The sequence below is a fragment of the Bradyrhizobium sp. SZCCHNRI1029 genome (assembly GCF_032487555.1).
In the GTDB taxonomy this organism is placed as follows: domain Bacteria; phylum Pseudomonadota; class Alphaproteobacteria; order Rhizobiales; family Xanthobacteraceae; genus Bradyrhizobium.
This window is the reverse complement of sequence record NZ_JAUEUK010000006.1, coordinates 175,316-201,820: the sequence shown is the minus strand read 5'-3', so window position 1 is coordinate 201,820 and position 26,505 is coordinate 175,316. Positions and strand designations below refer to the sequence as shown.

24 protein-coding genes and 1 pseudogene are annotated in these 26,505 nt (G+C 66.1%); 14 read left to right on the top strand and 11 right to left on the bottom strand.

What is annotated here, in order from left to right:
• The first annotated feature begins 127 nt into the window (after positions 1-127).
• Positions 128-1,408, top strand: a complete 1,281-nt coding sequence (locus QW861_RS18700; protein WP_315752074.1) for an amidohydrolase/deacetylase family metallohydrolase — start codon at positions 128-130, stop codon at positions 1,406-1,408.
• 9 nt (positions 1,409-1,417) lie between these two features.
• Here the strand turns inward: QW861_RS18700 and QW861_RS18695 are convergent, their stop codons facing one another.
• Entirely contained in the window at positions 1,418-2,656 is a 1,239-nt protein-coding gene (locus QW861_RS18695; RefSeq protein ID WP_316193377.1) for a PLP-dependent aminotransferase family protein, read from the bottom strand.
• Between the two features lie 175 nt (positions 2,657-2,831).
• On the opposite strand from QW861_RS18695, the gene ribB reads away from it, so the two are divergent.
• The 3 genes from ribB (at position 2,832) to QW861_RS18680 (ending at position 6,316) form a co-directional block, all read left to right on the top strand.
• Entirely contained in the window at positions 2,832-3,908 is a 1,077-nt protein-coding gene (gene ribB / locus QW861_RS18690) for a 3,4-dihydroxy-2-butanone-4-phosphate synthase (RefSeq protein WP_315715516.1), read from the top strand.
• Positions 3,909-3,972: 64 nt separating this feature from the next.
• Complete coding sequence (locus tag QW861_RS18685; RefSeq protein ID WP_315715517.1) at positions 3,973-5,187, top strand: acyl-CoA dehydrogenase; 1,215 nt, start codon at positions 3,973-3,975, stop codon at positions 5,185-5,187.
• A gap of 211 nt (positions 5,188-5,398) precedes the next feature.
• Positions 5,399-6,316, top strand: a complete 918-nt coding sequence (locus tag QW861_RS18680; RefSeq protein WP_315752072.1) for an MBL fold metallo-hydrolase — start codon at positions 5,399-5,401, stop codon at positions 6,314-6,316.
• A 79-nt stretch (positions 6,317-6,395) separates the two neighbouring features.
• On the opposite strand, the gene QW861_RS18675 is transcribed toward QW861_RS18680, so the two are convergent.
• The 4 genes from QW861_RS18675 to QW861_RS18660 all read right to left on the bottom strand — a co-directional run bounded on the left by QW861_RS18675 (position 6,396) and on the right by QW861_RS18660 (position 11,734).
• Positions 6,396-7,256 (bottom strand): DUF1499 domain-containing protein, encoded by an 861-nt coding sequence (locus QW861_RS18675; protein ID WP_316185979.1) that lies wholly within the window; start codon positions 7,254-7,256, stop codon positions 6,396-6,398.
• Positions 7,257-7,389: 133 nt separating this feature from the next.
• Positions 7,390-8,607, bottom strand: coding sequence for an MFS transporter (locus QW861_RS18670; RefSeq protein WP_315752070.1), 1,218 nt, complete (start codon positions 8,605-8,607; stop codon positions 7,390-7,392).
• A gap of 127 nt (positions 8,608-8,734) precedes the next feature.
• Positions 8,735-9,940, bottom strand: a complete 1,206-nt coding sequence (locus QW861_RS18665; RefSeq protein WP_315752069.1) for an ABC transporter substrate-binding protein — start codon at positions 9,938-9,940, stop codon at positions 8,735-8,737.
• Between the two features lie 165 nt (positions 9,941-10,105).
• Entirely contained in the window at positions 10,106-11,734 is a 1,629-nt protein-coding gene (locus QW861_RS18660; protein ID WP_315752068.1) for a fatty-acid--CoA ligase, read from the bottom strand.
• A 120-nt stretch (positions 11,735-11,854) separates the two neighbouring features.
• Here QW861_RS18660 and QW861_RS18655 point away from each other — a divergent pair.
• A pseudogene (locus QW861_RS18655) lies at positions 11,855-12,943 on the top strand (extensin family protein); the annotation flags it as partial.
• A gap of 306 nt (positions 12,944-13,249) precedes the next feature.
• Here QW861_RS18655 and QW861_RS18650 read toward each other — a convergent pair.
• A complete protein-coding gene (locus QW861_RS18650; RefSeq protein ID WP_011925214.1) occupies positions 13,250-13,930 on the bottom strand; it encodes a L,D-transpeptidase in 681 nt (226 codons plus the stop codon).
• Between the two features lie 343 nt (positions 13,931-14,273).
• Here QW861_RS18650 and QW861_RS18645 point away from each other — a divergent pair, with 343 nt between their 5' ends.
• Entirely contained in the window at positions 14,274-15,251 is a 978-nt protein-coding gene (locus QW861_RS18645) for a magnesium transporter CorA family protein (protein ID WP_315715525.1), read from the top strand.
• A gap of 391 nt (positions 15,252-15,642) precedes the next feature.
• Entirely contained in the window at positions 15,643-15,861 is a 219-nt protein-coding gene (locus QW861_RS18640; RefSeq protein ID WP_409998659.1) for a hypothetical protein, read from the top strand.
• Between the two features lie 256 nt (positions 15,862-16,117).
• Here QW861_RS18640 and QW861_RS18635 read toward each other — a convergent pair whose 3' ends face one another.
• Complete coding sequence (locus tag QW861_RS18635) at positions 16,118-16,870, bottom strand: SDR family oxidoreductase (RefSeq protein ID WP_315715526.1); 753 nt, start codon at positions 16,868-16,870, stop codon at positions 16,118-16,120.
• A 139-nt stretch (positions 16,871-17,009) separates the two neighbouring features.
• Positions 17,010-17,660 (bottom strand): pyridoxamine 5'-phosphate oxidase, encoded by a 651-nt coding sequence (gene pdxH, locus QW861_RS18630; RefSeq protein WP_315715527.1) that lies wholly within the window; start codon positions 17,658-17,660, stop codon positions 17,010-17,012.
• A 125-nt stretch (positions 17,661-17,785) separates the two neighbouring features.
• Between pdxH and QW861_RS18625 the strand changes: the two genes are divergently transcribed.
• Together QW861_RS18625 and QW861_RS18620 are read left to right on the top strand one after the other, a co-directional pair.
• Positions 17,786-18,190 carry an RT0821/Lpp0805 family surface protein gene (locus tag QW861_RS18625; protein ID WP_315752065.1) on the top strand — a complete coding sequence of 135 codons (405 nt, stop codon included), beginning with the start codon at positions 17,786-17,788 and terminating at the stop codon, positions 18,188-18,190.
• A 112-nt stretch (positions 18,191-18,302) separates the two neighbouring features.
• Positions 18,303-19,262, top strand: coding sequence for a DnaJ C-terminal domain-containing protein (locus tag QW861_RS18620; RefSeq protein WP_315752064.1), 960 nt, complete (start codon positions 18,303-18,305; stop codon positions 19,260-19,262).
• A 369-nt stretch (positions 19,263-19,631) separates the two neighbouring features.
• Here QW861_RS18620 and QW861_RS18615 read toward each other — a convergent pair whose 3' ends face one another.
• Together QW861_RS18615 and QW861_RS18610 are read right to left on the bottom strand one after the other, a co-directional pair.
• Positions 19,632-20,405, bottom strand: coding sequence for an anti-sigma factor (locus QW861_RS18615; RefSeq protein WP_315752063.1), 774 nt, complete (start codon positions 20,403-20,405; stop codon positions 19,632-19,634).
• A gap of 91 nt (positions 20,406-20,496) precedes the next feature.
• Positions 20,497-20,985, bottom strand: coding sequence for a sigma-70 family RNA polymerase sigma factor (locus QW861_RS18610; RefSeq protein ID WP_315752062.1), 489 nt, complete (start codon positions 20,983-20,985; stop codon positions 20,497-20,499).
• Between the two features lie 206 nt (positions 20,986-21,191).
• Between QW861_RS18610 and fabI the strand changes: the two genes are divergently transcribed.
• The 4 genes from fabI (at position 21,192) to QW861_RS18590 (ending at position 25,059) form a co-directional block, all read left to right on the top strand.
• Entirely contained in the window at positions 21,192-22,025 is an 834-nt protein-coding gene (gene fabI / locus QW861_RS18605) for an enoyl-ACP reductase FabI (RefSeq protein ID WP_315752061.1), read from the top strand.
• A 12-nt stretch (positions 22,026-22,037) separates the two neighbouring features.
• Positions 22,038-22,625: a histidine phosphatase family protein gene (locus QW861_RS18600; protein WP_316193376.1), complete on the top strand. Its 588-nt coding sequence runs from the start codon at positions 22,038-22,040 to the stop codon at positions 22,623-22,625.
• 114 nt (positions 22,626-22,739) lie between these two features.
• Positions 22,740-23,825 carry a chorismate synthase gene (gene aroC / locus QW861_RS18595; protein WP_315715534.1) on the top strand — a complete coding sequence of 362 codons (1,086 nt, stop codon included), beginning with the start codon at positions 22,740-22,742 and terminating at the stop codon, positions 23,823-23,825.
• A 58-nt stretch (positions 23,826-23,883) separates the two neighbouring features.
• Entirely contained in the window at positions 23,884-25,059 is a 1,176-nt protein-coding gene (locus QW861_RS18590; protein WP_315752060.1) for an adenylate/guanylate cyclase domain-containing protein, read from the top strand.
• Positions 25,060-25,118: 59 nt separating this feature from the next.
• On the opposite strand, the gene clpS is transcribed toward QW861_RS18590, so the two are convergent.
• Positions 25,119-25,424: an ATP-dependent Clp protease adapter ClpS gene (gene clpS / locus QW861_RS18585; RefSeq protein ID WP_315752059.1), complete on the bottom strand. Its 306-nt coding sequence runs from the start codon at positions 25,422-25,424 to the stop codon at positions 25,119-25,121.
• A gap of 226 nt (positions 25,425-25,650) precedes the next feature.
• On the opposite strand from clpS, the gene QW861_RS18580 reads away from it, so the two are divergent.
• A complete protein-coding gene (locus tag QW861_RS18580) occupies positions 25,651-26,502 on the top strand; it encodes a DUF1194 domain-containing protein (RefSeq protein WP_315752058.1) in 852 nt (283 codons plus the stop codon).
• The last annotated feature ends 3 nt before the right edge of the window (positions 26,503-26,505 follow it).

The window sequence follows — 26,505 nt, the reverse complement described above, 5'->3', positions numbered from 1 at the left end:
CGGCGCAATGACAGAGCCGCGCCGAGATCGTTGGCACAAAGTCTCATTCTTTCCGGGCCGGCCTTGCTGGCGAGGGGGACAAGGCGCATGCTCCCCGCAACTACAAACAAGCGTGGGGAGGCTGACCATGTCTGCGCTGTCGCGCCGCAAATTCCTGCTGTCGTCCGGAGCGGCCGCCATGGCCGCGCTATCGGGTCCTGCCGGCGCCGCGGTGGGGCCGGCCGACAAGTTCGATCTGGTGATCAAGGGCGGCGACGTGATCGATCCAAGCCAGTCGCTCCGAGGCAAGCGCGACATCGGGATCCGCTGGGGCGTCGTCGAAGCGGTCGAGCCCGAGATACCGGCCGAGCGGGCGCTGCGGTCGATCGACGCCAACGGCCGGTTGGTGACGCCGGGCCTCATCGACCTCCACAGCCATGTCTATCCCTATGGCTCGGCGATCGGGATCCCGCCCGACGAACTGGTGCAATTCCAGGGCACGACGACGGTCGTCTCGGCCGGCGACGCCGGCGTCAACAATCTTGCGGCGTTGCGCCGCTTCATCGCCGCCCAGTCGCGGGCACGCATCTACGCCTTCGTCCACATCGCCAACAACGGCCTGTCGGCGTTTCCGGTGGCCGAGCTCTACAACATCGACAATGCGCAGGTAGACGCCTGCGCCATGGCGCTGGCGGAGAACCCGGACTTCCTGCTCGGGGTCAAGGTGCGGATGTCGGAGAACGTGATCTTCAAGCATGGGCTCGAGCCGCTGAAGCGCGGCATCAAGGCCTGCGAGCTGTGCGGCTGGCCGGCGCGGATGATGGTGCATATCGGTGGGGTCGAGACCGGCGAGTTGATGTCGCAGATCCTGGACCTGCTGCGCCCCGGCGACATCCTGACCCACGCCTATTCCGGCGCGCCGAATATGGGCGGCGCCTTCACCAACATCGTCCAGGACGGCAAGCTGCTGCCCGCGGCGCTCGCCGCCAAGCAGCGCGGCGTGCTGTTCGATGTCGGCCATGGCGGCGGCAGCTTCGATTTCACCGTGGCCGAGGTCGCGATCCCCGGCGGCTGCGGCCCGGACACCATCTCCTCCGACATCCATGTCTTCTCCGGCAACAGCCCGGGCATGCCGTTCCTGCCCAACGTGATGGCGAAATTCATCGCTATGGGATTTTCGTTGGAGCAGGTGGTGAGCATGGCGACCTCCGCGCCGGCCAAGATCATCAACCGTGCGCCGAAGATCGGCACTTTGCAGGTCGGCGCGCCCGCCGACGTCGCAATCATGGACCTGGTCGAGGGGCCCGTCAGCTTCGTCGATACCCGCGGCAACAAGCGCGACGGCAAGCTGCAGCTCAAGCCGGTGCAGACGGTCATCAATGGCGTGCCGTTCGGGCGGCCCTATCAGTCGCCCTTTTCGGTGCGGTGAGCAGCGCAATCACTCGATCGCGCGCGTCCGCTCCACGTTGGACGAGCGGAGCGGCACCCCGAACTCCTCCCGGCAGACGTCGGCGAGCACTGCGATGCCCTCGCGGATCTCCTGATGCGAGGGGCTGGCGAAGCACAGCCGCAGGCGGCTCCGCGCATGCGCGGCGTCGGTGGACCATTCCGATCCCGGATTGATCGAGACGCCGCGTTTGAGCGCTGCCTGTGACAGCTTCATCGCGTCAACCTGGTCCGGCAGCTTGACCCAGAGGAAGATCCCGCCCTTGGGCGGCGCGAACTCGGCGGCGGTGCCGAACTCCGCGTTGAGCGCCTCGACCAGGGTGTCCAGCTTGGCGCGCAGGCCCCGCACCAATTGCGGCACGTGGGTCGCGAAATGCGGTCTGCAATATTCCGCAAGCACCATCTGCTCCAGCGCGCCCGAGCCGGCATCGGTCTTGAGGGACAGCAGCACCGACATGATCTCCCAGGGGGCGACCAGGAAGCCGACCCGCAGCGCGGGCGCGACCGATTTCGAGAACGAGCCGAGGTGGATCACGCCGCCATGATCGGACATGCCGTGGATCGCGCGGGGCCGTTTGCCCTCCCAGATCAGGTCGGCATAGCAGTCGTCCTCGAACACCGGCACGCCGTAGGCGCGCGACAGCCACAGCAGCTCGGCACGGCGGCTTTCCGGCATGATGGTGCCGGTCGGATTCTGCACCGTCGGAATGGTATAGATGTATTTCGGCCGGATGCCGCGGTCCTTGAGATCGGCCAGCATCGTCGCCAGCGCGTCCGTTCGCATGCCGTCCTGGTCGAGCGGGATGCCGATGACCTTGACGCCCAGTCGTGCCAGCCGCGTCAGCGTGCCCTGGTAATTGTCCTGCTCGACCAGCACGGTGTCGCCGCGCGTGAGCAGCGCCTGATTGACGAGGTCGAGGCCCTGCAGCGAGCCGGACAGGATCATGATGTCGTCGGCGCGCGCCGACATGCCCGCGTCCCGCGTCAGCTTGGCGGCAAGAAAGTCCCGCAGCGGCCGGTAGCCTTGAGGCCCGTGCGCGAGGCCGTAGGTGGCGAGCGCGCGTCCCTCGCGGGCGAGCACGGCGTCGGCGGCCGCGCGCAAGCCCTCCACGGGCACGGCATCGGCGTCGTTGTTGCCGCCGACGAAGCTGTATTTTGCGAGTCCCGTCCAGCGCGCGGCGGGTGCGGGCAGGCCGGGGCTGAGGAGGGGTGCAAAATCGAATGCGGCCATGAGGCGCGGCTCCCTTGTTCTCGATTTGAGGCGACTTTAAACAGATACCAGGGCGCTTGTCCTGGCAGGGCCGGTCCTTTTCCCGGGGAAGGCGACCTTCGAGCGGCGGTTCCGCCGCTCTGGCGCGCGCCTGCGATCCCGGCTAAAGCAGCCCGGAAAAGCAGCGAGACTTGCAATGGCCGACTCGATCCAGGAAGTTCTGTACGCCTTCGCCAAGGGCGAGATGGTCGTCGTGACCGATGACGACGACCGCGAGGGCGAGGGCGATCTCATCGTCGCCGCCTCGCTCTGCACGCCCGACAAGATGGCGTTCATCATTCGCCATACCTCCGGCATCGTCTGCGCGCCGATCACCGCCGACGACGCGCGGCGGCTGCGGCTCGACCCGATGGTCGCGCACAATGATTCCAACCACACCACGGCCTTCACCGTTTCGATCGACTACAAGCCGGACGGTGGCACCGGAATCTCGGCCGAAGAGCGCGCCTCCTGCTGTCGTGCGCTCGCCAACCCGAATGCCGGTGCCGCTGATTTCGCGCGCCCCGGCCATATCTTCCCGTTGATCGCGCGTGACGGCGGCGTGCTGCTGCGCTCCGGCCACACCGAGGCGGCGGTCGATCTCTGCAAGCTCGCCGGGCTCCCGCCGGTCGGCGTCATCTCCGAGTTGATGAACGACGACGGCACGGTCATGAAAGGCGAGCAGGTCGTTCGTTTCGCCGCGGCCCACAATCTCAAGCATGTCACCATCGCCGATCTGATCTCGTACCGGCAGGCGCGCGAGAAGCTGATCGAACGGGTGTCGACCTTCACGACCGACAGCCCGATCGGGCCGCTGCAGGGCTTCGCCTACCGCTCGCCGTTCGATCCGATCACCCACGCCGCGTTCGTCTATAACGGCATCGGCGACGGCAAGAACGTGCTGACGCGGCTGCACAAGCCCAACATCGTGAAGGATCTGATCGCAGGTCCGCAGCGTATCCAGGCGGTGCTGCAGCACTTCAAGCGGGCCGGTCGCGGCGTGCTGATCTATCTGCGCGACGGCGCGGCCGGCGTTCCCGTCGAGCCGGTCGAAGAGCCGCATACCGCGGAGGCCGATCGCCACCGGCAGTGGCGCGAGGTCGGCGTCGGTGCGCAGATCCTGCGTGATCTCGGCGTGACCTCGATCCGGAACCTGACGTCGTCGGTCCATGACTACAAGGGCCTGTCGGGTTTCGGCATCGAGATCGTCGCCAACGAGCGGCTTGAAGGCTGAACTTCCAGGATTTAACCTCTCAACTGCTGCGACCCGTGCGCAGCGAGACGCGAAAGGACCATTCATGAGCGCGCGCCCTCAGGCAAAGGACAAGCCGGCCCAGTCGAGCTTCCAGTGGGACGATCCCTTCCTGCTGGACGATCAGCTGACCGAGGACGAGCGCATGGTGCGTGACACCGCGCGCGCCTACGCCCAGGACAAGCTGCTGCCGCGCGTGACCAAGGCCTATCTCGAGGAGAAGACCGACCGCGAGATCTTCAACGAGATGGGCGAGCTCGGCCTGATCGGCATCACCCTGCCGGAGGAATATGGCTGCGCCAATGCGAGCTACGTCGCCTATGGCCTCGTGGCACGCGAGATCGAGCGCGTCGATTCCGGCTACCGCTCGATGAACTCGGTGCAGTCCTCGCTGGTGATGTATCCGATCTATGCCTATGGCGACGAGAGCCAGCGCAAGAAATATCTGCCGAAGCTCGCCAGCGGCGAGTGGGTCGGCTGCTTCGGCCTGACCGAGCCGGATGCCGGCTCCGATCCGGCCGGCATGAAGACCCGCGCCGAGAAGGTGGCCGACGGCTATCGCCTGACCGGCAGCAAGATGTGGATCTCGAACGCGCCGATCGCCGACGTGTTCGTGGTGTGGGCCAAGTCGGCCGCGCATGACAACCAGATCCGTGGCTTCATCCTCGAGAAGGGCATGAAGGGCCTGTCGGCGCCGAAGATCGGCGGCAAGCTCTCCTTGCGCGCCTCGATCACCGGCGAGGTCGTGATGGACGGCGTGGTGGTGCCGGAGAGCGCGCTGCTGCCCAACGTGTCCGGCCTCAAGGGGCCGTTCGGCTGCCTCAACCGCGCCCGCTACGGCATCTCCTGGGGCGTGCTCGGCGCCGCCGAGGATTGTATGCATCGCGCCCGTCAGTACACGCTCGACCGCAAGCAGTTCGGCAAGCCGCTGGCTGCCACGCAGCTGGTCCAGAAGAAGCTCGCCGACATGGAGACCGAGATCGCGCTCGGCCTGCAGGCCTCGCTTCGCGTCGGCCGCCTGATGGACGAGGGCAAGATGGCCCCGGAGATGATCTCGATCGTCAAGCGCAACAATTGCGGCAAGGCGCTCGACATCGCCCGCGTCGCGCGCGACATGCACGGCGGCAACGGCATCTCGATCGAGTATCAGGTGATGCGCCATGCCGCCAACCTCGAGACGGTCAATACCTACGAGGGCACGCACGACGTCCACGCGCTGATCCTCGGCCGCGCCATCACCGGCATTCAGGCGTTCTTCTAACTGCTGTGCGCGACGCCCATTCGCTGCATAGGGCGGTATACGCGGTCGCCGTTGCGCCCTCGCTGTCATCGTCCGCGAAAGCGGACGATCCAGCGATCACCGGCCCATCGAGGCTCATCGCCGTCTCGGAGTACTGGATCCCCCGCTTTCGCGGGGGATGACGGCAGCGAGTGAGGCAGGCGATCTGCCCCATGCACAGGGAAGGCACGCCATGGCCGAGAATGACGACGTCCCGTTCAACCGCAACTTCCCGCTTCGGGCGGGCGTCGTCGAGCAGGTCCGCCCGGGCATTCGCCGCGTCCTCTGCAACAATCCGAGTCCGTTCACCTTCACCGGCACGGTCAGCTACATCGTGGGGACCGGCAACGTCGCGATCATCGATCCGGGTCCGGACAACGAGCCCCATGCGCAGGCGCTGCTCGATGCCATCAGAGGCGAGACCGTCACGCACATCCTGGTGACGCACACGCATCGCGATCACTCGCCGAACACCGGCCGGCTGAAGGCCGCGACCGGCGCCACCGTCTATGCCGAGGGCCCGCATCGCGCCTCGCGGCCGCGCTACGAGAGTGAGAAGCACAGTCCGGAATCCGGCGTCGACCGCGACTTTGCGCCGGATGTCACCGTTGCTGACGGCGATGTGATCGAAGGGCGGGGCTGGCGGGTCGAGGCCGTGGCGACGCCGGGCCATACGGCCAATCATCTCGCCTTCGCCTGGGCCGAGCGCAGCACCACCTTCGTCGGCGATCACGTCATGGGCTGGGCGACGTCGATCGTGGCGCCGCCCGATGGTTCGATGGTCGACTACATGGCTTCGCTGGAGCGGCTCGCCGCGCGGCCCGAGGAGCTGTATTTCTCAGGTCACGGTCCGGAAATTCCGGAGGGACCGCGCTACACGCGCTTCCTGATGCGCCACCGCCAGGCCCGCGAGGCCTCGATCCTGCATCGCCTCGCCAAGGGCGAGGCCGACATCCCGACCATGGTGCGCGCGATCTATATCGGCATCGATCCACGGCTCACCACCGCGGCCGGCTATTCCGTGCTGGCCCATCTGGAAGACCTCGTCGCCCGCGGCGTGGTCGCGACGGAAGGTGATCCGGTGATCGGCGGGACGTATCGGCTGGTGTAGCGAATAGCGAGTAGGGGAAGAGTGCGAGCCGGGAAGACTTCATTCCCTATTCGCCACTCCTATACGCCATTCGCCCCGCTCACTTCTTCACCGTCTTCGCATTTCCCTTCGCCGCCACCGGCGGCGGCGTGACCTTCTTCACCGGCTTCTGCGCCTCGGCCTCGCCGGCGTTGGACAGGTCCTCGATCAGCTTGGCCACGCGCGCGGCATTGCTGCCGATATCCGACTCGAAATAGCGCGAGGCGGAGCGGACGTCGACGCGGGAATCCTCGCCGTCGGGCTGGATGCGGATCGAGATGTCCTCGCGGAAGCCCATGATCGGCGTGCGTGCGACCGCCTCGATGCGGCCGACGCGGCGCGGCGGCTGCGGCGCGCGTTCGTCGACCACGAACCATTTGCGCCGGTTGACCAGCTTCAGGGCGATCGCGTAGGCGCGATCGGGCGGCAGTTCGATCTGCACCGGCTCGATGTCCGGATAGAATTTCTGCTGCTGCTCGGCTGAATACAGCCCGGCATAGACGGCCGTGTTGGTGCCGTCGCCGTTGCGGAGCGGCGCCAAAGCCTCGAAGCGCGGCGGATCGATCGGGTCGGTGGTGATGTCGTAGATCTTCGGCAGCTTGCGGTACTGGAGCGCGAGGTAGGCCGGATAGGCCAGCACCACGGCATCGATCATGAAGGCGAGCAGGATCCGGCTCATGCCGCGGCTGCCGTTGCGCCAGATCGCGACGAAGGCGGCAAGCCCGAGCAGGATCGACAGCACGGCGAGCCCCAGCGCGCCGAAGAACGTCGCCAGCGCCGGCTTCATCTCCAGAAAATCGAAGCGCAGGATCAGGATCGAGACCAGCACGGCGACGACCGAGAACACCGCCAGATTGCGGGTCCAGGTCGCGAGGCTGGAGATCGGCTCCGACAGATAGGGGGCGTGAAACCTGCGTGCCATCGTGTCAGGAACTGCCGGGGTTGGGCCGCTGCCTGCGTTGCCGGGCGGCCGGATCACCCCGTGTGAGACCACGCGGATGGCGCAAATTCAAGAGGCGTTTGGCCCGGAGAGGGCGGTTGATGCGGAGACCGCGTCAGGCGGCTCGGTCCGGGCGGCTGCGCAACGCCGTCAGCATCAACAGGACGGTTGCGATCGAGAAGGCTGCGCCGGTCGTGAACGTCGCCTGCGACCCATAGGCGTGCCACAGCCATCCCGCCAGCAGGCTCGCGACCAGCAGCGCAGCGCCGGTCACAAGGTTGAACAGGCCGAACGCGGTGCCGCGCAGATCCGGCGGGGCGGTGTCGGCGACCATTGCCGACAGCAGCCCCTGCGACAGCCCGAGGTAGAGGCCCCACAGCGCGACGCCGATCGCGGTGCCGATCAGGCCGGGCACGAAGGCCAGCGTCAGGTCGGCGGCTGTCAGCACCACGAGGCCGCAGGTCAGCACGTTGTTGCGGCCGATGCGGTCGGAGAGGATGCCGGCGGGCATGGCGACGCCGGCATAGATCAGGTTCATCAGCACGTAGACCAACGGGATCAGGGCGAGAGCGAGGCCGTCGGCCTGCGCCTTCAGCACCAGGAACGCCTCGCTGAAGCGGGCCAACGCGAACACCGCGCCGGTGGCGACCACGATCCAATAGGCCGATGGCAGCCGGCGCAGCTCGCGCGCATGGACCGGCCAGTCCCGGCGCGCCGCAGGCGCGGTCTGCGCCGGCTCGCGCAGGCCGAACAGGATCAGCAGCACGGCAAGCGTGGCCGGCAGCGCCGACCACCAGAACACCGCCCGGAAGTCGTCGGCGTAGAGCGCCATCAGCGCCACGGCGAGGAGGGGACCGGCAAAGGCGCCGATCGTGTCGAGCGCCTGGCGCAGGCCGTAGCTCGCGCCGCGGATGCCTTCCGGCGTGACGTCGGCGATCAGCGCGTCGCGCGGCGCCTCGCGGATGCCCTTGCCGATGCGGTCGACGAAGCGCGCCGCGAGGATCTGCCATGATGTGCTGGCGAGCGGAAACACCGGCTTGGTCAATGCCGCCAGCCCATAGCCGATTGCGACCAGCAGCTTGCGCTTGCCAATGCGGTCGGACAGTGCGCCGGAGAACACCTTGGTGATTGCGGCGGTCGCCTCGGACACGCCTTCGATCAGGCCGATGGTCACCGTGGAGGCGCCGACCACGGTCGCGAGGAAGACCGGCAGCAGCGCATGGATCAGCTCCGAGGAGATATCCATCAGGAGCGATACCAGCCCGAGCGTCAGCACCGTCGACGGTATGTCGCGCCATGTCGTGGACGCTGGGAGGCGCGCTCTTGAACTCATGCCCACCTTCTAGATGCGGTCCGGCATGCCCGCCTTGCGCCACGTCAACGCCACGGCGGCACGCAACGCCACGGCCCCGCCAAAGGGGAGGGGCCGCGGCTGTCTTGGTCAGGCTTGCGTCAGATGCTCAGTGCGAATGCACCAGCGGGCAGGCGGACTCCGAAAGCTTGCCGAACGCCTCCTCGCCGGACATCGTCTGGATCAGCTTGTAGTAGTCCCATGGGTACTTCGACTCCTCCGGCTTCTTGACCTGCATGATGTACATCTCATGCTCCATCAGGCCGTCGGCGCGGATCTTGCCGTTCGACGTGAACATGTCGTCGATCTTCATATTGCGCAGCTGGTCCATGACCTTGTCGGACTCGGTGGTGCCGGCCGCCTTCACGGCATTGAGATAGGTGATCGTCGCCGAGTAGTAGGCGGCCTGGTTCATGGTCGGCTCGCGCTTGGTCTTTTCGTAGTAGCGCTTGGCGAAAGCACGGGTCTTGTCGTTGAGGTCCCAATACCAGCCGGTGGTGAGATAGAGACCCTGCGCGGTCTTCAGGCCGAGACTGTGGATGTCGCTGATGAAGGCGAGCAGTGCCGCCGGCTTCATCGTCTTGGCGATGCCGAATTCATCCGCGGCCTTGATCGAGTTCGTGAAGTCGTTGCCGGCATTGGCGAGGCCCAGAACCTGCGCGCCCGAGCCCTGCGCCTGCAGCAGATAGCTGGAGAAATCCGACGTGGAGAGCGGCACGCGGACCGCTCCGACCACCTTGCCGCCATTGGCCTCGACCACCTTGGACGCGGCTTCCTGCAACTGGGTGCCGAAGGCGTAGTCGGCGGTCAGGAAGAACCAGCTCTTGCCGCCCTGGCTGACCATGGTCTTGGCGGTGCCGTTGGCGAGCGAGGTCGTATCGTAGGCGTAGTGGACGGTGTAGGGCGTGCAGTCCTTGCCGGTCAGCGAGGCGCCGGCGGCACCGATCGCGATGAACGGTATTTTCTTCTCCTTGGCGGCGTTGGCCATCGCGAGGCTGACCCCCGTGTTGGAGCCGCCGAGGATCATGGTGACCCCGTCGCGATCGGCCCACTCGCGCAACTTCTGGGCGCCGACGTCCGGCTTGTTCTGATGATCGCTCTCCATGAACTCGATCTTGTTGCCGAGCACGCTGCCGCCGAAATCCTCGATCGCCATCCTTGCAGCCTCGACCCCGCCCGGCCCGATCACGTCGGCATAGAGCCCGGACATGTCGTCGATGTCGCCGATCACGACCTTGTTGCCAGCGGCGTGCGCGGCCGTGGCGGCCAGTGAGGCTCCCAGCAGCCAGGGCAGCAGGCGGGTTGATTTTCGCATGGTGGCGTTCCCTCGTTTTTTATGGTGCCGGACCTTAGGAACGCGCCCATGGGCTTCCTATTCGCCTTTGGTCGAGGCGAGGGCGATGGAACTTTTTGCGCGGAACGCAAACGGCCCCCGCGGGGGCGCAGGGGCCGTGAGTCTCGCGCGGAGCGGGAGTTGTTGCTAGGCGGCGGCGTTGGGGAAGCGATAGCTCTTGAACTGGTCGCGCAGCGCAGTCTTCAGGATCTTGCCCGTTGCCGTGTGCGGGATGCCGTCGACGAAGGCGACGTCATCGGGCATCCACCATTTGGCGATCTTGCCTTCCATGTATTTCAGGATGTCCTCGCGCGTCGTGGTCTGGCCGGGCTTCAACTGCACGATCAGCAGCGGGCGCTCGTCCCATTTCGGATGATAGACGCCGATGACGGCAGCCTCGGCGACGGCGGGATGGCCGACCGCGAGATTCTCGAGGTCGATCGAGGAGATCCATTCGCCGCCGGACTTGATGACGTCCTTGGAGCGGTCGGTGATGCGCATGTAGCCATGTTCATCGACGGTGGCGACGTCGCCGGTGTCGAAGAAGCCTTCATCGTCGAGGATGTTGCTGTCGACCTTGTAGTAGGCCTTCGACACCGCGGGACCGGACACCTTGAGCCGGCCGAAGGTCTTGCCGTCCCACGGCAACTCGGTGCCGGCATCGTCGGTGATCTTCATCTCGACCCCGAACGGCGGGAAGCCCTGGGTCTGCAGCACATCGAGCTTGGCGTCGCCGTCGGCGGCGAGGAACGGCGGCTTCAGGGTGGCGAGCGTGCCGATCGGGCTCATCTCGGTCATGCCCCAGGCATGGCGCACGCCGATGCCCATGTCGAGGAAGGCCTGGATCATCGAGCGCGGCATCGCCGAGCCGCCGCACACGACCATCTTCAGATGCGGCAGTTTGAGGTTATGCGCCTGCATGTGCTGCAGCAGCATCAGCCACACCGTCGGCACGCCGGCGGTGTAGGTCACCTTCTCGGTGTCGAGCAGCTCGTAGACCGACGCGCCGTCGAGCTTGGGGCCGGGCATCACCAGCTTGGTGCCCATCGAGGGAGCGGAGAAGGCAATGCCCCAGCTGTTGGCATGGAACAGCGGAACCACCGGAAGCATTGTGTCTGCTGCGGACGTACCGAGTGAATCCCGGCTATTGGCCATCAACGCATGCAGCACGTTGGACCGATGCGAATACAACACACCTTTCGGATCACCGGTGGTCCCGGACGTGTAGCACATCGCGGCTGCGGTGTTCTCGTCGAAGGTCCCCCAGGCGAAATCGCCGTCGGCCTCGCCGATCCACGATTCGTAGGCGACGGCATTCTTGAGCGTCGTCTGCGGCATGTGCGCGGCGTCGGTCAGCACGATGTAGCGCTCGACGCTCGGCAGCTTGTCGGCGAGTTTCTCGAGGATCGGCACGAACGTCAGATCGGTGATGACGATGCGGTCCTGGGCATGGTTGATGATCCAGCCGATCTGCTCGGGAAACAGGCGCGGATTGACCGTGTGACAGATCGCGCCGATTCCCATGATGCCGTACCAGACCTCGAGATGACGGCCGGTATTCCAGGCGATGGTGGCGACGCGGTCGCCCAGCTTGATGCCGTCGCGCGTCAGCTTCTGCGAGACCTTGAGAGCGCGGTCGTGGATTTGCCGATAGGTGGTGCGAACGATGGGGCCTTCGACCGAGCGGGTCACGACCTCCTGGGAGCCGTGGATTGTCGCCGCATGCTCGATGATCCGGTGACAAAGCAGGGGCCAGTCTTGCATCAAACCAAGCATCAGGTCGTTCCTCCGGTATTCGCTTGCAGCGAGGGTCTTTTGGTCTCTTTGGTCAATTTTAGCGCGCGCCGCACCCGACGCAAATGGGCTTGTGATGGCCACGACGTCGCGCCGGGCGTGATGGTTAGCGCTGTGGCCGTGGCGATCGCATTGAGCTGGCTCATGGCGGTGCCGGCGGCGGCCGCGAAATCGGCGCACCGCAGCCCGCCCGCGGCCTCTGAGCCCGCAGCGAAGCCGGCCGACGACGTTGCCAAGGTGCCGCTTCCGCAGCCGCGGCCAGCCGACGCGCCGGCGCGGCAGGCGGCCAAGGGTGAGGATGCCGCTCCGCGCGACGCGGCCAGCGGCGGTCCGAAGGCGGATGCGCAAGCCCCACCGCCGCCTTCGGCCTGCCGGCTGGCCCTGACCGAAGAGGTCGCGATCGCGCCATCGATTCCGCCGATCAAGGGGCCTGGCGGCTGCGGCGGCGAGGACCTGGTGCGGCTGGAGGCGGTGGTGCTGCCTGACAAGCGCAGGGTGGCGCTGACGCCCGCGGCGACCATGCGTTGTCCGATGGCGACCGCGGTCGTCAACTGGGTGCGCAACGATGTGGCGCCGCTGGCCGAACGGCTCGGCAGCGCGGTCACCGCGCTCGACAATTTCGATTCATATCAGTGCCGCGGCCGCAACAATGTCAGCGGCGCGCAGCTATCGGAGCACGGCCGTGCCAATGCGCTGGATGTCCAAGGGTTCAAGCTGGCCGACGGCCGCCTGGTCGATCTCACCGACCGCACCCAGCCGCGCGATTTGCGCGAGGCGGTGCTGCACGCGGTCTGCACTCATTTCTCCACGGTGCTCGGCCCCGATTCCGACTGGTACCACGAGGACCACATCCATCTCGACCTGATGGAGCGGCGGAACAATTACCGGATCTGCCAATGGGACGTGCTGGATCCGCTGCCGAAGGTCGCGCCCCTGATGCCCGCCGCCAGACCCGAAGACGCGCCGCCACGCGAGACCGCGCAGGCCGGCACCGAAAACGCCCGGAAGAGCCCGAGCACCAAAGCCGAGCACAACGACGGCGGTCGCGCCGGCGCCGACGAGAGGAAGGCCGACCCCTCGGCCGCAGCGGAGAATCCTTCTGCTGACGACAGCTCCCGACGGGCCGACGCGGAAGCAGGGCCTCCGGCCATAAAGCCCGCTGCAACGGCCCGCAGCCGGCGGACCGCGTCCCAGTCGGCGCCTGAACAGCAAGAGCCCGGAAGCTCCGCGGCAGAGGCGCGCGCGCCGACCGCAGCTTCCGACACGGTGCGGAATGCAGCCGGGCGGGACCAGCGCGCACAGAACAGTCCCCGCGTGGGTCGGGCTTCGCCGTCGAAGCCGGCTTCTCGGACGCGCCATCACAGCCGTCGTGGCTGGGATCCTTTCCGCGGATTGTTCTAGCCCCCAAAACAAGAGGCGCCGGGTGACCGGCGCCCTTGGAAAGGCTGCTAAACGCGTTTCTCGGCTTTTTGATATCGTGCCGGCTTCAGCCGAGGCTCACTGCATCGCAGCGTAGGTGCCCCCGCCCTGCAGCGCCATCTGCGGCTTGTACGGCGAATCACCCTTCTTCGGATCGAGGACCACGACGATGGTGCCGACCTTCACCCGGTTATAGAGGTCGATCGCGTCCTCGTTCGTCAGGCGGATGCATCCCGAGGAGATCGAGGCGCCGATATATTCCGGCTGGTTGGTGCCGTGGATGCGGAACAGCGTGTCCTTGCCGTTGGCATAGAGGTACATCGCGCGCGAGCCCATCGGATTGTCGGGGCCCGGGGCGACGAAGGTCGGAACGCCCAGCCGCTCGATCTCGCCCTTGGTCGGATGCCAAGCCGGCCACTCGGTCATGGCGCCGACCTTGGCGATGCCCGACCAGGCCATGGCCTCTTCGCCGACGGTGATGCCGTAGCGGATCGCCTTGCCGCCATCCAGCACGTAATAGAGGTAGTGGCTGTCGGAATCGACGACGATCGAGCCCGGAGCTTCCTTGCGGTGATAGTCGACGATCGCGCGCCGATAGGGCTCGGCCACCGGCGTGTTGGTGTAGCGGATCTTCGCGAGAAGTTCCTTGTCCTTCGGCTTGAAGGCCTGGGTGTTGGTCGCCTCGTACGTCGTGGCCTGCATGCAGCCCGACAGCATCAGGCCGGCGGCCAGGAGTCCGAGTTTCACCTTCAGCGACATGTCACCAATTCCAATCGACAGCTGACGTTGCAATGACACGGCCGCGCCACTGCAGCGCGATTCCACATGTCCCATTATCGTCAAAATCGTTCTCAATTCCAGCCGATACACGCACAGGTCACGCTGCAGCGCCGCGATTGTTGCTTTTTTGCCGCAAAGTTGCGGGCAGTCATCCACAGCTGTGCTTCGAATGGCACGGTCAGCTCCCCCTCGGCGCCGCGCGAGAGGCCGCGGAGCATTGGCGCGAAAAGCCGATGGACCGGACTCGCAAGCTGCGTCACAAGGCGGCAGCATCCCACCGCTAAGTCCCCGAAATTCAGGTTTCGCGATTCGGAGTTTGTCCATGTTCTCGGTGTTCGTCCCGTCCGAAACCGCGCTGAAGAAGATGGCGATCACCGATCCCGCGGCTCTGCCGGACAATGCGGTCTGGGTCGACCTGGTGAACCCGAGCAGTGCCGAGGATCGGGCCGTCGAAAAGCTGGCCGGGATTGCGGTGCCGACGCGCGAGGACATGCAGGAGATCGAGATCTCCAGCCGCCTCTATATCGAGAACGGCGCCCGCTACATGACGGCTACGCTGATGTGCCACTCGGACTCCGATATGCCCAGGACCACCGCCGTCACCTTCATCCTGGCGGGCCACCGTCTGGTGACGGTCCGCTACGACCAGCCGCGACCGTTTGCCGTGGTGGAGGCCAAACTCGCTCGCAACTGTGCGCCCGGGATCACCGGCGAGATGGTGCTGATGGAGTTGCTCGATGCGGTAATCGACCGCTGCGCCGACATTCTCGAGAAGGTCGGGGCCGATATCGACCAGGTCAGCCACGAGATCTTCGAGCCGAACAATGAGCGTCACGGGCACGCCAAGCAGTATTCGCAGATCCTGATCGCGATCGGGCGCAAGGGCGACCTGACCTCGAAGGTGCGTGAGAGCCTGGTGTCGATCGGTCGTCTCGTCACGTTTCTCTCTGCGGTCGTCGAAGGCGTGAAGTGGTCGAAGGATATGCGCGAGCAGCTCAAGACCATGCAGCGCGACGTCGCCTCGCTGACCGACCACGCGTCCTATCTCGCGGGCAAGATCACCTTCGTGCTGGATGCGATGCTCGGTGTCGTCAACCTCGAGCAGAACAACATCATCAAGCTGTTCTCGGTGATGGCGGTGGTGCTGATGCCGCCGACCTTGATCGCATCGATCTACGGCATGAACTTCAAGATGATGCCGGAGCTCGAATGGGTGCACGGCTATCCGATGGCGCTGGTGCTGATGCTGATCTGCGCGATCGTGCCGTACTACATCTTCAAATTGAAGAAGTGGCTGTAGTGCCGCGGGCCTGAAAATCCAGGCTCTGTCGACAGATCTGGGCGAGGCCTGCGGCATTGTGCCGTCATTCCAAGTGATGCCTCATTCGCGCCCCGTTGTTAGCAGCGGGACAGAGTCCGTCGCTATGCACCTCAGGTGACACAAGCGGTGAGATGCAACACATAATGGGAAATACTTGTTAGGCCGGCTGCAATGCCGCTGCAAAGCCGCCCCAATTCCTCAGGTAAAATTTGATGGGAACGCTGAACGTTTGATCGAAACTTCTCTGCGATAAATCTGCACCAGCATGACAAACAACGAGCGCCTCGGCGCGTGGCATGCAAGGCAGAGCTCGAGGGCGCGTTCATCGCGCCTTATCCAAGAGGCGGCGGCAATGGTTGAGAAACGCATAATGGCATCGAACAACGTGATCGATCTTGCCAGCTATCAGCGCAGCCGCGCCGACATCGTCGTGGCCCATGCGCTGTCGCCGCGCACCTGCCGCTACTGCGGCGCCGATCTCGAGGAGGACGAGCGCGACGATGATTGCTCCAGCGCCCTCAACGTCGAGTCCGACCGCCTGCGCTGGCGCGCCGCGCAGATTCTGCGCGGTTTGGTGTGCGAAGGCTGAACGACCGTTCTCGACCGGACGGTATTCAGGCAATGCCGCCCGCGCAGCCAGCGACTGGAAATTCAGTACGCCGATCCCATCCCATGAACAGCGTTCCCTCCGGGAGCGCTGTCTTGTTTGTGGTGGTCGCTAGGTCCGTATCGATCTTCGGAGATGGCGTTAATCACGCCTTCGCGCGGTCATCGGGAACTTGCCGAACGTGGCAAGCCGCCATGAACCAAATCGAACACGGGCAACCGTCTCCGCGCCGAATGGCTCAGACGTGCTGGCCGCCGTTGATGTGGATCTCGGCGCCGTTCACGTAGGAGCTGGTCTCCGAGCACAGCACGTAGATGATCTTGGCGACCTCGTCGGGCGTGCCGAGGCGCTGCATCGGGATCTGCTCCTGCACGATCTTCTCGGTGCCCGGCGACAGGATCGAGGTGTCGATCTCGCCCGGCGCGATCGAGTTGACGCGGACGCCGACCCGGCCGAAATCCGACGCCATCTCGCGGGTCAGGGCGGCCAGCGCCGCCTTGGAGGTCGCGTAGGCCGCGCCGGCGAAGGGATGCACGCGTGAGCCGGCGATCGAAGTGACGTTGACGACGGAGCCCTTGGCCGCCTTCAGCTCCTTGATCAGGCCGCGCGCCATCATGATCGGCGCGAAGAAGTTGACGCGGAAGACGTGATTCCAGGTGTCGAGGTCGGTGTCGACGGTGCCGAGCCGGGCACCGCCCGCGCCCTTCGGCGAGATCGCGGCGTTGTTGACCAGCGCGTGCAGCTCGCCGCCGTCGATCCGCTGTTTGATCTCGGCGATCGCGCGCACGGTGTCCTGGGGATCGGACAGGTCGACCTGGACGTGGTCCTCGGGGCCGGCGCCCCACGGGCATTCTTCGGGAAAGGGGTGCCGCGAGCAGGTGAGGACGCGCCAGCCGGCTGATGAGAAGCGGATCACGGTGGCATGACCGATGCCGCGGCTGGCACCGGTCAGCAGCATCGTGCGCCGTGGCTGATTGGAAGAGGTCGGCATGAACTGCGTCTTTCACGATCCCGGACGGGATCAACTTACCACAATGGTTGTGCGTTCGGCGCCTGATTCACGCGCGCGATGGCGATTCGTTGGCGTATCGGACGCCTGGAGGCCGGGCGCAAGCCCGCGCGGCGATCCCCTACGGATACATCCGCACCTTGGTCCACGGCCGGCCCGAAGCCTCGCGCCGGAATTCGATGCGGTCGTGCAGGCGGAATGGCCGGTCGTGCCAGAACTCCATGCTGACGGGAGTGATGCGCCAGCCGCTCCATCCTGGCGGGCGCGGCACCTCGCCGATGATGTATTGCGCGGCGACCTTGGCGATCGCCTGCTCGAACGCGAAGCGGCTCTCCAACGGCTGCGACTGCTTGCTGGCCCAGGCGCCGAGCTGCGCCTGCTTCGGCCGGGTCGCGAAATAGGCGTCGGCCTCTTCGTCGGTCACCGGCGCCACGAGGCCGCGGATGCGGACCTGGCGGCGCAGCGATTTCCAGTGAAACAGCAGCGCGGCCTTCGGATTCGCGGCGAGCTCGCGGCCCTTCTGGCTGGCCTTGTGGCTGTAGAAGACGAAGCCGTCCTCGTCATAGCCCTTCATCAGCACCATGCGCACGTCAGGCAGCCCGCTGTCGTCGACCGTTGCCAGCGCCATCGCATTCGGATCGTTGGGCTCGCTCTTGCCGGCTTCGGCAAACCACGCCGCAAACAGCGCAAACGGCTCGCCGGCCTGGGTAAAATCGGCCGATGTACCGGATGTTAAGGTTGTCTGGTGTTTGATGCTCGTGGGGTCGGTCATGTGTATGGGGAGTCCGAGTTTTGCGTTCACCCGCGGCCAGGCGCGTGCAAGTCCATTCTGGTCCGGCCCTATATAGGGCATCGGTCCGGCTTGGCCTATCCGCGATCGGTCATGCCGGCACGGCTTTGACACTCATTCTAATCGGCCTGTCCGGCGGCGGCTGCAGCCTGTCGCGCCCTGAAACGGCCTTTGCCAAGATGGACGATGCGGAGATCACCGGCGCGGTCAGCCCGCCGCCCGAGCGCGAGCCGACCGAAGCCGATCTCGCTTTTGCCCGCAACGCCGCGTCGGACGTGCTGACCAAGGGGAGCAAGGATTCCAGCCAGCCGTGGCAGAATCCCCAGACCGGCGCCCGCGGCTCGGTGACGCCGATCGCCAAGTCCTACACGGCCGACAACGGCCGCACGTGCCGCGATTTCCTGGCGAGCTACGTCAACGGCAAGACGGAACGCTGGCTGCAGGGCTCGGCGTGCCGTATCGAGCGTGGGCGCTGGGACATCCAGACGCTCAAACCCTGGCAGCAAAGCTAGCCGGGGTCGTCTGGACCCCGTTGCAAAAATACAACGGACTCCCCAGATGAAATGCGAAGCGGGCGGGGAGCCCATAGGTTAGTATCTGACTTTCTGTAAGGAGACGTGACGGATGCGCGACCCCTATGAGGTCTTGGGGGTGCCGCGAAGCGCCAGCGCTGCGGCCATCAAGAGCGCCTATCGCAAGCTCGCCAAGAAGCATCATCCCGACAGCAACAAGGATGACCCGAAGGCATCGGCGCGGTTTGCCGAGATCAATTCGGCCAACGAGATCCTGGGCGACGAGGAGAAGCGCAAGCAGTTCGATCGCGGGGAGATCGACGCTGACGGCAAGCCGCGCTTCCAGGGCTTTCCGGGTGGCGGCGCCGGCCGCGGCGGGCCGGGTGGCGGCTTCGAGAGCTATACCTTCCGCAGCGGCGGCGGGCCGGGCGGCGGCTTCGGCGGTGGCGGATTCGAGGACATTCTGAACAGCATGTTCGGCGCCGGCGCGCGCGGTGCACGCGGCGGCGGCGGCTCGTTCGAGTTCGACACCGGCGGTGTCGGCCTCGACCTCGATCTGAAGGTTGCGATGTCGGTCTCGCTCGAGGAGTCCGTCAAGGGCGGCGAGAAGCGGGTGCGGCTGCCGTCGGGCAAGGAGCTCAACGTCAAGGTCCCCGCCGGTGTTACCGCCGGCCAGCAGATTAGGCTGAAGGGGCAGGGCGAGAGCGCGCCCGGACACCGGCCGGGTGATCTCCTGATCACGATCCAGATCGCGCCGCATCCGTTCTTCAAGGTCGAGGGCAGCGACCTCAGGCTCGATCTGCCGATCACGCTTTACGAGGCGGTCCTGGGCGCCAAGGTGAGGGCGCCGACGCTCGGCAGCGCGGTCGAGCTGTCGATCCCGAAGAACACCTCCAGCGGCCGGACCTTCCGGCTCAAGGGCAAGGGCCTGCCCAAGAGCGACGGCTCGGCCGGCGATCTGTTCGTCACCACCCGGATCGTGCTGCCCGACGGCAACGACGCCGAGCTCGAGGCCCTGATGACCAAGTGGCGCGACCGTCATCCCTACAATCCGCGCAGCAACCTCTCCTGAGGTTGCGCGTTGCGGACCACTCGGCTGAAAGCTGAAGGACGAGCTGGAAAGCTGAGAAAAAAGTGCGGCCTCGAAAGGGGGACCAGCGCGGTACAAAACCCCAATCGAGGCCGCTTCCGTGTCGATCGGCGGATCGAACACTCCTCATTTTTTCGTGAACATTTGGCGCTATATTGAGACGTGCCGGTGACCTGATTCCAGATTTCCGGTGACCGAATTGCGGCGCCGACCCTGGCGTGTCTCCCGCCTGAGCCATGCGGGGATCAGGATCCTCTCGGGCAGCGCTCGCGGCCATCCTGCAAACGCTTCTGATCACGGCCGTAATCGCGCCGAGGCCGGCACCTCGCGAAATCGGGCAATGGTCCGCCGCTAGCCGCCCGCCCGTTCGGTCTGGTCATAAACAAGGCGCGCGACCTGAGTGAGACGCGTCCGGTCACTGCCGCCGCTGACGACGTAGCTGACGCCGCGCTCCGCCCACGAGAGTGCAGCGGTGTTGCCCTGCGCCGTATAGCGCATCTCGGCCGCCTCAATCCCGACCTTGGTCGCATACACCGTGAAGCGCTCGCCGGAGGTGCTCTCGTACATCAGGAAGGACGCCGGGCCGGTCGGCCCGGGCAGCAGCCGGCCGCCGACGAGCTTCAGTCCGGTGGCTTCCAGCTCCGGCGCCTGCACGGTGCGACCGCAGCGCCGCGTCAGCCATTGCTGCAGATGGGCCTTCTCGTCGCCAGGAACCTCCACCGGATGGCGCACCTCCACGACATAGAGCCGGTGCGCATCGAGCGCCTCGCCGGCAAGGGCCTGCAGCGGCGACGGCGAGGACGCGGCGCCACGCGCGACCCAGCCGACCGCGCCGCCGACCGCGAAGGCCGCCACGCTTGCCGCCATGGCCGCGACGACCCAGCGCCGCGGCCGGCGCTCCAGGCCGTCGAGGTCGAGCCGCGGCGGCACCGGCTCGTTGACGATCGAATCGTAGCGGGCATGGAGCGCCTCAGCCATGCTGCGCCAGGATTGCACCCGCTCGGCGTCCGCCGGATGCGCGGCCAGCCAGCGCTCGACGTCGCTGCGGCGCTCGGCCGGCAGCTCGTTGTCGACATAGGCGTGCAGCTCGTCTTCGGTGACGGGAATGGTCGGCTCGGTCATCATCGGGATCTCGTTGCAATCGGGCGGCTGCGGCGATGCGCGGTCGCTGCAGGCTTGGGCAGCCGAACATGGCAGGGCGGCTTTTGTGCAGTGGTCATTTCACCCTCCGCAGCGCCGGCCGCTCGCCCTCGAGCACGGCACGGACATGGGCGCGGGCGCGGGCGAGGCGGGACATCACGGTGCCGATTGGGACACCCTGGATGTCGGCGACCTCGCGGTAGCTCAGGCCTTCGAGCACGACGAGGAGAAGCGCCGCGCGCTGCTCCTCCACCAGGGTCGCCAGCGCGTGCTCGATGTCCCGGCCCTCGGCCTCGGTGCCGCTGGCGTCGGCATTGTCGTCCTGGAGCGGCATGAAGTGCGGCCGCCGCGCCAAGGAGCGCCGGCGGTTCTTGTTCAGATTGGTCAGGATCGTGTACAGCCAGCTCCTGATGTCGCCGCCCAGGAACAGCCGCTCCGAGCGCAGCGCCCGCACCAGCGTGTCCTGGACCAGTTCGTCGGCCGCGTCCATGTCGCGCGCCAGCGCCCGGGCATAACGGCGCAGTGCCGGAATCATGGTCTCGACGCTCTGGCGGAACGCGTTCATGGAATGCCCTGCGGCTGTTCGCTGCGATGACAAGGGCGCAGGCCGCAGCCGGCGTCTTGCAAAGATCATAACCCCGCGATGATCAGCGTATTCCGGACCGCAAGCCCTGCGGGGGAGTTTGCCACAGAGCGGGCGGAATGGGGCTGTACCGGGCCAGACCGGTGGTGTACGTCCAGTCCTTAATAATCAGTTCGATGGGAAGCCGCATGGCGCAGATTTCAGGTTTGATGCAGGGCAAGCGCGGGGTCGTCCTTGGCGTGGCCAACAACCGCTCGATCGCCTGGGGCATCGCCAAGGCCGCGCGCGCGGCCGGCGCGGAGATCGCGTTGACCTACCAGGGCGACGCGCTGAAGAAGCGGGTCGAGCCGCTGGCGGCCGAGCTCGGCGGGCTCGTGCTCGGCCATTGCGATGTCACCGATCCCACGACCATCGACGCGGTGTTCGACGTGCTCAAGGAGAAGTGGGGCCAGATCGATTTCGTGGTCCACGCCATCGCCTTCTCCGACAAGGACCAGCTCGACGGCCGCTACATCGAAACCACGCAGGACAATTTCTCCAAGAGCATGCTGATCAGCTGCTACTCGCTGACGGCGATCGCGCAGCGCGCCGAGAAGCTGATGACCGACGGCGGCTCGATCATCACCTTGACCTATTACGGCGCCGAGAAGTGGATGCCGCACTACAACGTGATGGGCGTCGCCAAGGCCGCGCTGGAAGCCAGCGTGCGCTATCTCGCCGCCGATCTCGGCGAGAAGAACATCCGCGTCAATGCGATCTCGGCAGGACCTATCAAGACGCTGGCCGCCTCGGGCATCGGCGACTTCCGCTACATCCTGAAGTGGAACGAATACAACGCGCCGCTGCGCCGGACCGTGACCATCGACGAGGTCGGCGACAGCGCGCTGTATCTCTTGTCCGACCTGTCGCGCGGCGTCACCGGCGAGGTGCATCACGTCGATTCCGGCTATCATGTCGTCGGCATGAAGCGGCCCGAGGCGCCCGACATCTCGCTGAACAATTCCGTCGGCGCCAAGGAATAACGTCAACGCGCAATGCCACGGCCCACGATCTACTACATCCGCCACGGCGAGACGGAATGGAATGCGCTCGGCCGGCTGCAAGGCACGCAGGACATTCCGCTGAACGCGCTCGGGCGGGTGCAGGCGGTGCAGGCCGGCAACATCCTGGCCGAGCTCGCTGCGCGCAACGGCCATGATGCGGCGCGCCTGCCCTACGTCGCTAGCCCCCTCAGCCGCGCCCGCGCGACCATGGAGTTGGTGCGTGAGACCCTGAGCCTGCCAGCCGAGGGCTATGCGCTCGATGCCCGGCTGCGCGAGATCGGCTACGGCAAATGGGAAGGGGCGACGCTGCCGGAAATGCAGGCGGCCGATCCCGCCTTCTATGCCAGGCGGCTGACCGACAAATGGTCGCTGGCGCCCGAGGGCGGCGAGACCTATGCCGACGTCGAGCGCCGCGTGCGCGACTGGTACGATGGGCTGTCTGGCGATATCGTGGCGGTCGCCCATGGCGGCACGGCGCGGGCGCTGGGCTTCGAGACGCCGCACGGCGCCGTCGACCTGCCGATCCAGCAGGGCGCGGTCTATGTGTTCGGCGAGAACGGGTTCGAGAAGTACAGTTAGTTTGTCTCCGTCGTTCCGGTGCGCCTTGCAGAGGCGAACCCGGAATCTCGAGAGTCCGGTCTGGTCCTTCGGACCATCCCGGAATGATGGTTTTTCCGGTTGGGTGATCAGCTCATGTCCTTCAACACCTTCGGCCACATGTTCCGCGTCACCACCTTCGGTGAGAGCCATGGCGTGGCCATCGGCTGCGTGGTCGACGGCTGTCCGCCGCGGATCCCGCTCGCCGCCGACGAGATCCAGCGTGATCTCGACCGCCGCCGTCCCGGCCAGTCGCGCTTCACCACCCAGCGCCAGGAGCCGGACCAGGTGAAGATCCTGTCAGGCGTGATGGCTGATCCCGACACGGGCGTGCAGGTCACCACGGGCACGCCGATCGCGCTCCTGATCGAGAACACCGACCAGCGCTCCAAGGACTATTCCGAGATCAAGGACAAGTTTCGTCCCGGTCACGCCGACTTCACCTACGAGGCCAAATACGGCCTGCGCGACTATCGCGGCGGCGGTCGTTCCTCGGCGCGCGAGACCGCGACGCGCGTCGCCGCCGGCGCGATCGCGCGCAAGGTCCTGCCGGACGTGAAGGTGCGCGGTGCGCTGGTGCAGATGGGGCCGCACAAGATCGATCGCGGCAACTGGGACTGGGACGAGGTCGCGCGCAATCCCTTCTTCTGCCCCGACAAGGACAAGGCGGCGTTCTTCGAGGACTATCTCGACGGCATCAGGAAGTCCGGCTCGTCGATCGGCGCCGTGCTCGAGATCGTCGCCGAGGGCGTGCCGGCGGGACTTGGCGCGCCGCTCTACGGCAAGCTCGATGCCGATCTCGCCGCGGCGATGATGAGCATCAACGCCGTGAAGGGCGTCGAGATCGGCGCCGGCTTTGGTGCGGCCGAGCTGACCGGCGAGGAGAATGCCGACGAGATGCGCTCGGCCAATGACGGCACGCGCTTCCTCTCCAACAATGCCGGCGGCATTCTCGGCGGCATCGCCACGGGACAGCCGATCGTGCTGCGCTTCGCGGTCAAGCCGACCTCGTCGATCCTCACCCCGCGCCAGACCGTCGACCGCTCGGGCCAGGAGACCGAGATCCTGACCAAGGGCCGTCACGACCCCTGCGTCGGCATCCGCGCGGTTCCCGTCGGCGAGGCGATGATGGCCTGTGTGCTGGCCGATCATCTGCTGCGCCATCGCGGCCAGGTGGGGTAGCCGCACGCTGCCGCCGCGGCTGTTTGCTGTTGCCACGCTGCTCGCCTAGTGTCGTCCCATGGACGCTTCCAAGCTGCGGGACATCAAGGACTGGCTGGTCGACGGCGCGCGCTCCGCGGCGACGCCGAGCCAGATGATGTCCGAATGCTGCGATCGTCTGGTCGGGCTCGGCGTGCCGCTGTGGCGCGTGGGCGTGTTCGTCCGCACCCTTCATCCTGATATCGCCGGCCGCAGCTTCATCTGGCGCCAGGGGGCGGAGGTCGAGATGGGCTCGGTCGATTTCGGCTTCGAGAGCACGCCGGCCTACAGGGACAGCCCGCTTGCGCGCGTGTTCGAGCAGGGGACCGAGTTCAGGGCCGATCCTCGCGATCGGGAAGCCGAGCTCTTTCCGATCCTGATGGATCTGCGGGCCGAAGGCGTGACAGACTATTTCACTCTACCTTTGACCTTCATCGACCGTGCGGTCCACGCGTCGAGTTGGACCACCAAATCTCCAACAGGCTTCACCGACGCGCATCTGAATGCGATTCGCTCGCTGATGCCGGCTTTGGCGCGCTACACCGAGATCGTCACGCTTCGACGTACGGCCTCGATGCTGCTCGACACCTATGTCGGCAATAGCGCCGGAGAGCGTATTCTGGGCGGCCAGATCCGCCGCGGCCACACCGATACGCTGGATGCGGCGATCTGGCTGTCGGATCTGCGCGGCTTCACGCCCTTGTCCGATCGCCTGCCGGCTGAGGACGTGGTGGCGATCCTCAACCACTATTTCGACTGCCAGGTCGATCCGATCCGCGAGCAGGGCGGCGAGGTGCTGAAGTTCATGGGCGACGGCCTGCTCGCCGTGTTTCCGTTTCGCGAGCAGGGCGGCGATCCGACCGAGGTCTGCGCCCGCGTCCTTGCGGCGGCGCGCGCCTCGCGGGCCCGCGTCGATGCGCTCGAATACGCGGCCGGCGGCACCGGGGAACGCTTCCGCTTCGGCGTCGCGCTGCATGTCGGACGGCTGCTCTATGGCAACATCGGCGGCGGCAACCGGCTCGATTTCACCTGCATCGGTCCGGCCGTCAATCTTGCGGCCCGGCTGGAGAAGATCGCCGCGCGGCTGAGGCGCACCGTGGTCGCCTCGGAGACTTTCGCCGGAGCCTGTGCCGAACCATGGACCGATCTCGGCGCGTTCCCGATCGCGGGCCTTGCGACGGAGCAGCGCGTGTTCGGGCTTCGCGAAGAGGATTAGTTCTCCGGCCTGAAGCACGATCCGGAAAGGTGGAAACCGGTTTTCCGAAAGATCATGCTCTAGGTCTCAGGCTCGGTAGTGAACAGCAGCGGATAGCCCTTGGCGCGGCCGGCATCGGTCGCGCGCGTCGCCTTGGTCTCGGCGATGTCCTTGGTGAACACGGCCACCACGCAGACGCCGAGCTTATGGGCCGTGATCATCACCTTGTAGGCTTGGTCCTCGGTCATGCGGAATTCCGCCTTCAGGATCATCACCACGAAATCGCGCGGCGTGAAGTCGTCGTTGACGAGGATCACCTTGTAGAGCCGCGGACGCTCGGTCTTGGTGCGTACCTTCGTCTTGGGTTTGGTGACGGCATCGTTCATTCTAAGGGCGCGCCTGTGTTCCTGATGCGGCAGTCACGCCACGATACAGGCTTCGGCCGCTCCGGGAAACCACGGGCTGCATGCCTCGCGCGATGGGCGCACGCGGCTGCCTGACATCCGGGCAAACCCCAGGGGACTAACCGGAATGTGAATGGATGTGTGCGTTCCCGCTTTGCGCTCTGCGGATTGCATGTCACCATCATCAGACGCGATTGGAGGGCAGCTCATGCGCTGGTGGATCTCGATCGGGGTGGCGAGTCTGGCGGGCGCCTTGGCCGGCGGCGACGTCGCCAGCGTCGTGGCCGCGCCGAGGGCCCAGCCGGCGCAGCTGAGCGAGAAGGAAGCGTCCGTCGACGTCGAGCTGATCCTCGCCGTCGACGTGTCCTACTCGATGGATCTGGACGAGCTGGCGATCCAGCGCGAAGGCTACGCCCAGGCGCTCAGCTCGCGCGAGTTCCTGCAGGCGCTGAAGAGCGGCGTGCATGGCCGGATCGCCGTGACCTATTTCGAATGGGCGGCCTCGAGCGACCAGAAGATCATCATTCCATGGCGCCTGATCGACGGACCGGAAAGTGCCGACGCCGTCGCCGCCGAGATCATGAAGACGCCGATCCGCCGGGCGTCGCGCACCTCGATCTCGGGCGCGATCTACTTCGCCATACCGCTGTTCGATGAGAATCCCTACCGCGGACTGCGCCGCGTCATCGACATCTCCGGCGACGGGCCCAACAACAATGGTCCCTCACCGGTGACGATCGCGCGCGACGAGGCCGTCGACAAGGGCATCACGATCAACGGCCTGCCGATCATGGTCAAGGAGCCGTCCTATTCGACCATGGATATCGAGAACCTCGATCTCTATTACAAGGATTGCGTGACCGGCGGCCACGGCTCGTTCGTGGTCACGATCAAGAGCCGCGACGAATTCAAGGAAGCCATCCGCACCAAGCTGCTGATGGAGGTTGCCGGACGCGCACCGCCGCCGCGCATCGTGCCGGTCGCCGACGATGCCGACAAGGAGCCGCGCGTGTCCTGCACGATCGGCGAGAAGATCTGGCAGGACCGCTGGGGGCGGTGACCC

Coding starts and splice junctions, on each gene's coding strand:
- QW861_RS18700 (WP_315752074.1), top strand. CDS start 128: ATGTCTGCGCTGTCGCGCCGCAAATTCCTGCTGTCGTCCGGAGCGGCC.
- QW861_RS18695 (WP_316193377.1), bottom strand. CDS start 2,656: ATGGCCGCATTCGATTTTGCACCCCTCCTCAGCCCCGGCCTGCCCGCA.
- ribB (WP_315715516.1), top strand. CDS start 2,832: ATGGCCGACTCGATCCAGGAAGTTCTGTACGCCTTCGCCAAGGGCGAG.
- QW861_RS18685 (WP_315715517.1), top strand. CDS start 3,973: ATGAGCGCGCGCCCTCAGGCAAAGGACAAGCCGGCCCAGTCGAGCTTC.
- QW861_RS18680 (WP_315752072.1), top strand. CDS start 5,399: ATGGCCGAGAATGACGACGTCCCGTTCAACCGCAACTTCCCGCTTCGG.
- QW861_RS18675 (WP_316185979.1), bottom strand. CDS start 7,256: ATGGCACGCAGGTTTCACGCCCCCTATCTGTCGGAGCCGATCTCCAGC.
- QW861_RS18670 (WP_315752070.1), bottom strand. CDS start 8,607: ATGAGTTCAAGAGCGCGCCTCCCAGCGTCCACGACATGGCGCGACATA.
- QW861_RS18665 (WP_315752069.1), bottom strand. CDS start 9,940: ATGCGAAAATCAACCCGCCTGCTGCCCTGGCTGCTGGGAGCCTCACTG.
- QW861_RS18660 (WP_315752068.1), bottom strand. CDS start 11,734: ATGCTTGGTTTGATGCAAGACTGGCCCCTGCTTTGTCACCGGATCATC.
- QW861_RS18650 (WP_011925214.1), bottom strand. CDS start 13,930: ATGTCGCTGAAGGTGAAACTCGGACTCCTGGCCGCCGGCCTGATGCTG.
- QW861_RS18645 (WP_315715525.1), top strand. CDS start 14,274: ATGTTCTCGGTGTTCGTCCCGTCCGAAACCGCGCTGAAGAAGATGGCG.
- QW861_RS18640 (WP_409998659.1), top strand. CDS start 15,643: ATGGCATCGAACAACGTGATCGATCTTGCCAGCTATCAGCGCAGCCGC.
- QW861_RS18635 (WP_315715526.1), bottom strand. CDS start 16,870: ATGCCGACCTCTTCCAATCAGCCACGGCGCACGATGCTGCTGACCGGT.
- pdxH (WP_315715527.1), bottom strand. CDS start 17,660: ATGACCGACCCCACGAGCATCAAACACCAGACAACCTTAACATCCGGT.
- QW861_RS18620 (WP_315752064.1), top strand. CDS start 18,303: ATGCGCGACCCCTATGAGGTCTTGGGGGTGCCGCGAAGCGCCAGCGCT.
- QW861_RS18615 (WP_315752063.1), bottom strand. CDS start 20,405: ATGATGACCGAGCCGACCATTCCCGTCACCGAAGACGAGCTGCACGCC.
- QW861_RS18610 (WP_315752062.1), bottom strand. CDS start 20,985: ATGAACGCGTTCCGCCAGAGCGTCGAGACCATGATTCCGGCACTGCGC.
- fabI (WP_315752061.1), top strand. CDS start 21,192: ATGGCGCAGATTTCAGGTTTGATGCAGGGCAAGCGCGGGGTCGTCCTT.
- QW861_RS18600 (WP_316193376.1), top strand. CDS start 22,038: ATGCCACGGCCCACGATCTACTACATCCGCCACGGCGAGACGGAATGG.
- aroC (WP_315715534.1), top strand. CDS start 22,740: ATGTCCTTCAACACCTTCGGCCACATGTTCCGCGTCACCACCTTCGGT.
- QW861_RS18590 (WP_315752060.1), top strand. CDS start 23,884: ATGGACGCTTCCAAGCTGCGGGACATCAAGGACTGGCTGGTCGACGGC.
- clpS (WP_315752059.1), bottom strand. CDS start 25,424: ATGAACGATGCCGTCACCAAACCCAAGACGAAGGTACGCACCAAGACC.
- QW861_RS18580 (WP_315752058.1), top strand. CDS start 25,651: ATGCGCTGGTGGATCTCGATCGGGGTGGCGAGTCTGGCGGGCGCCTTG.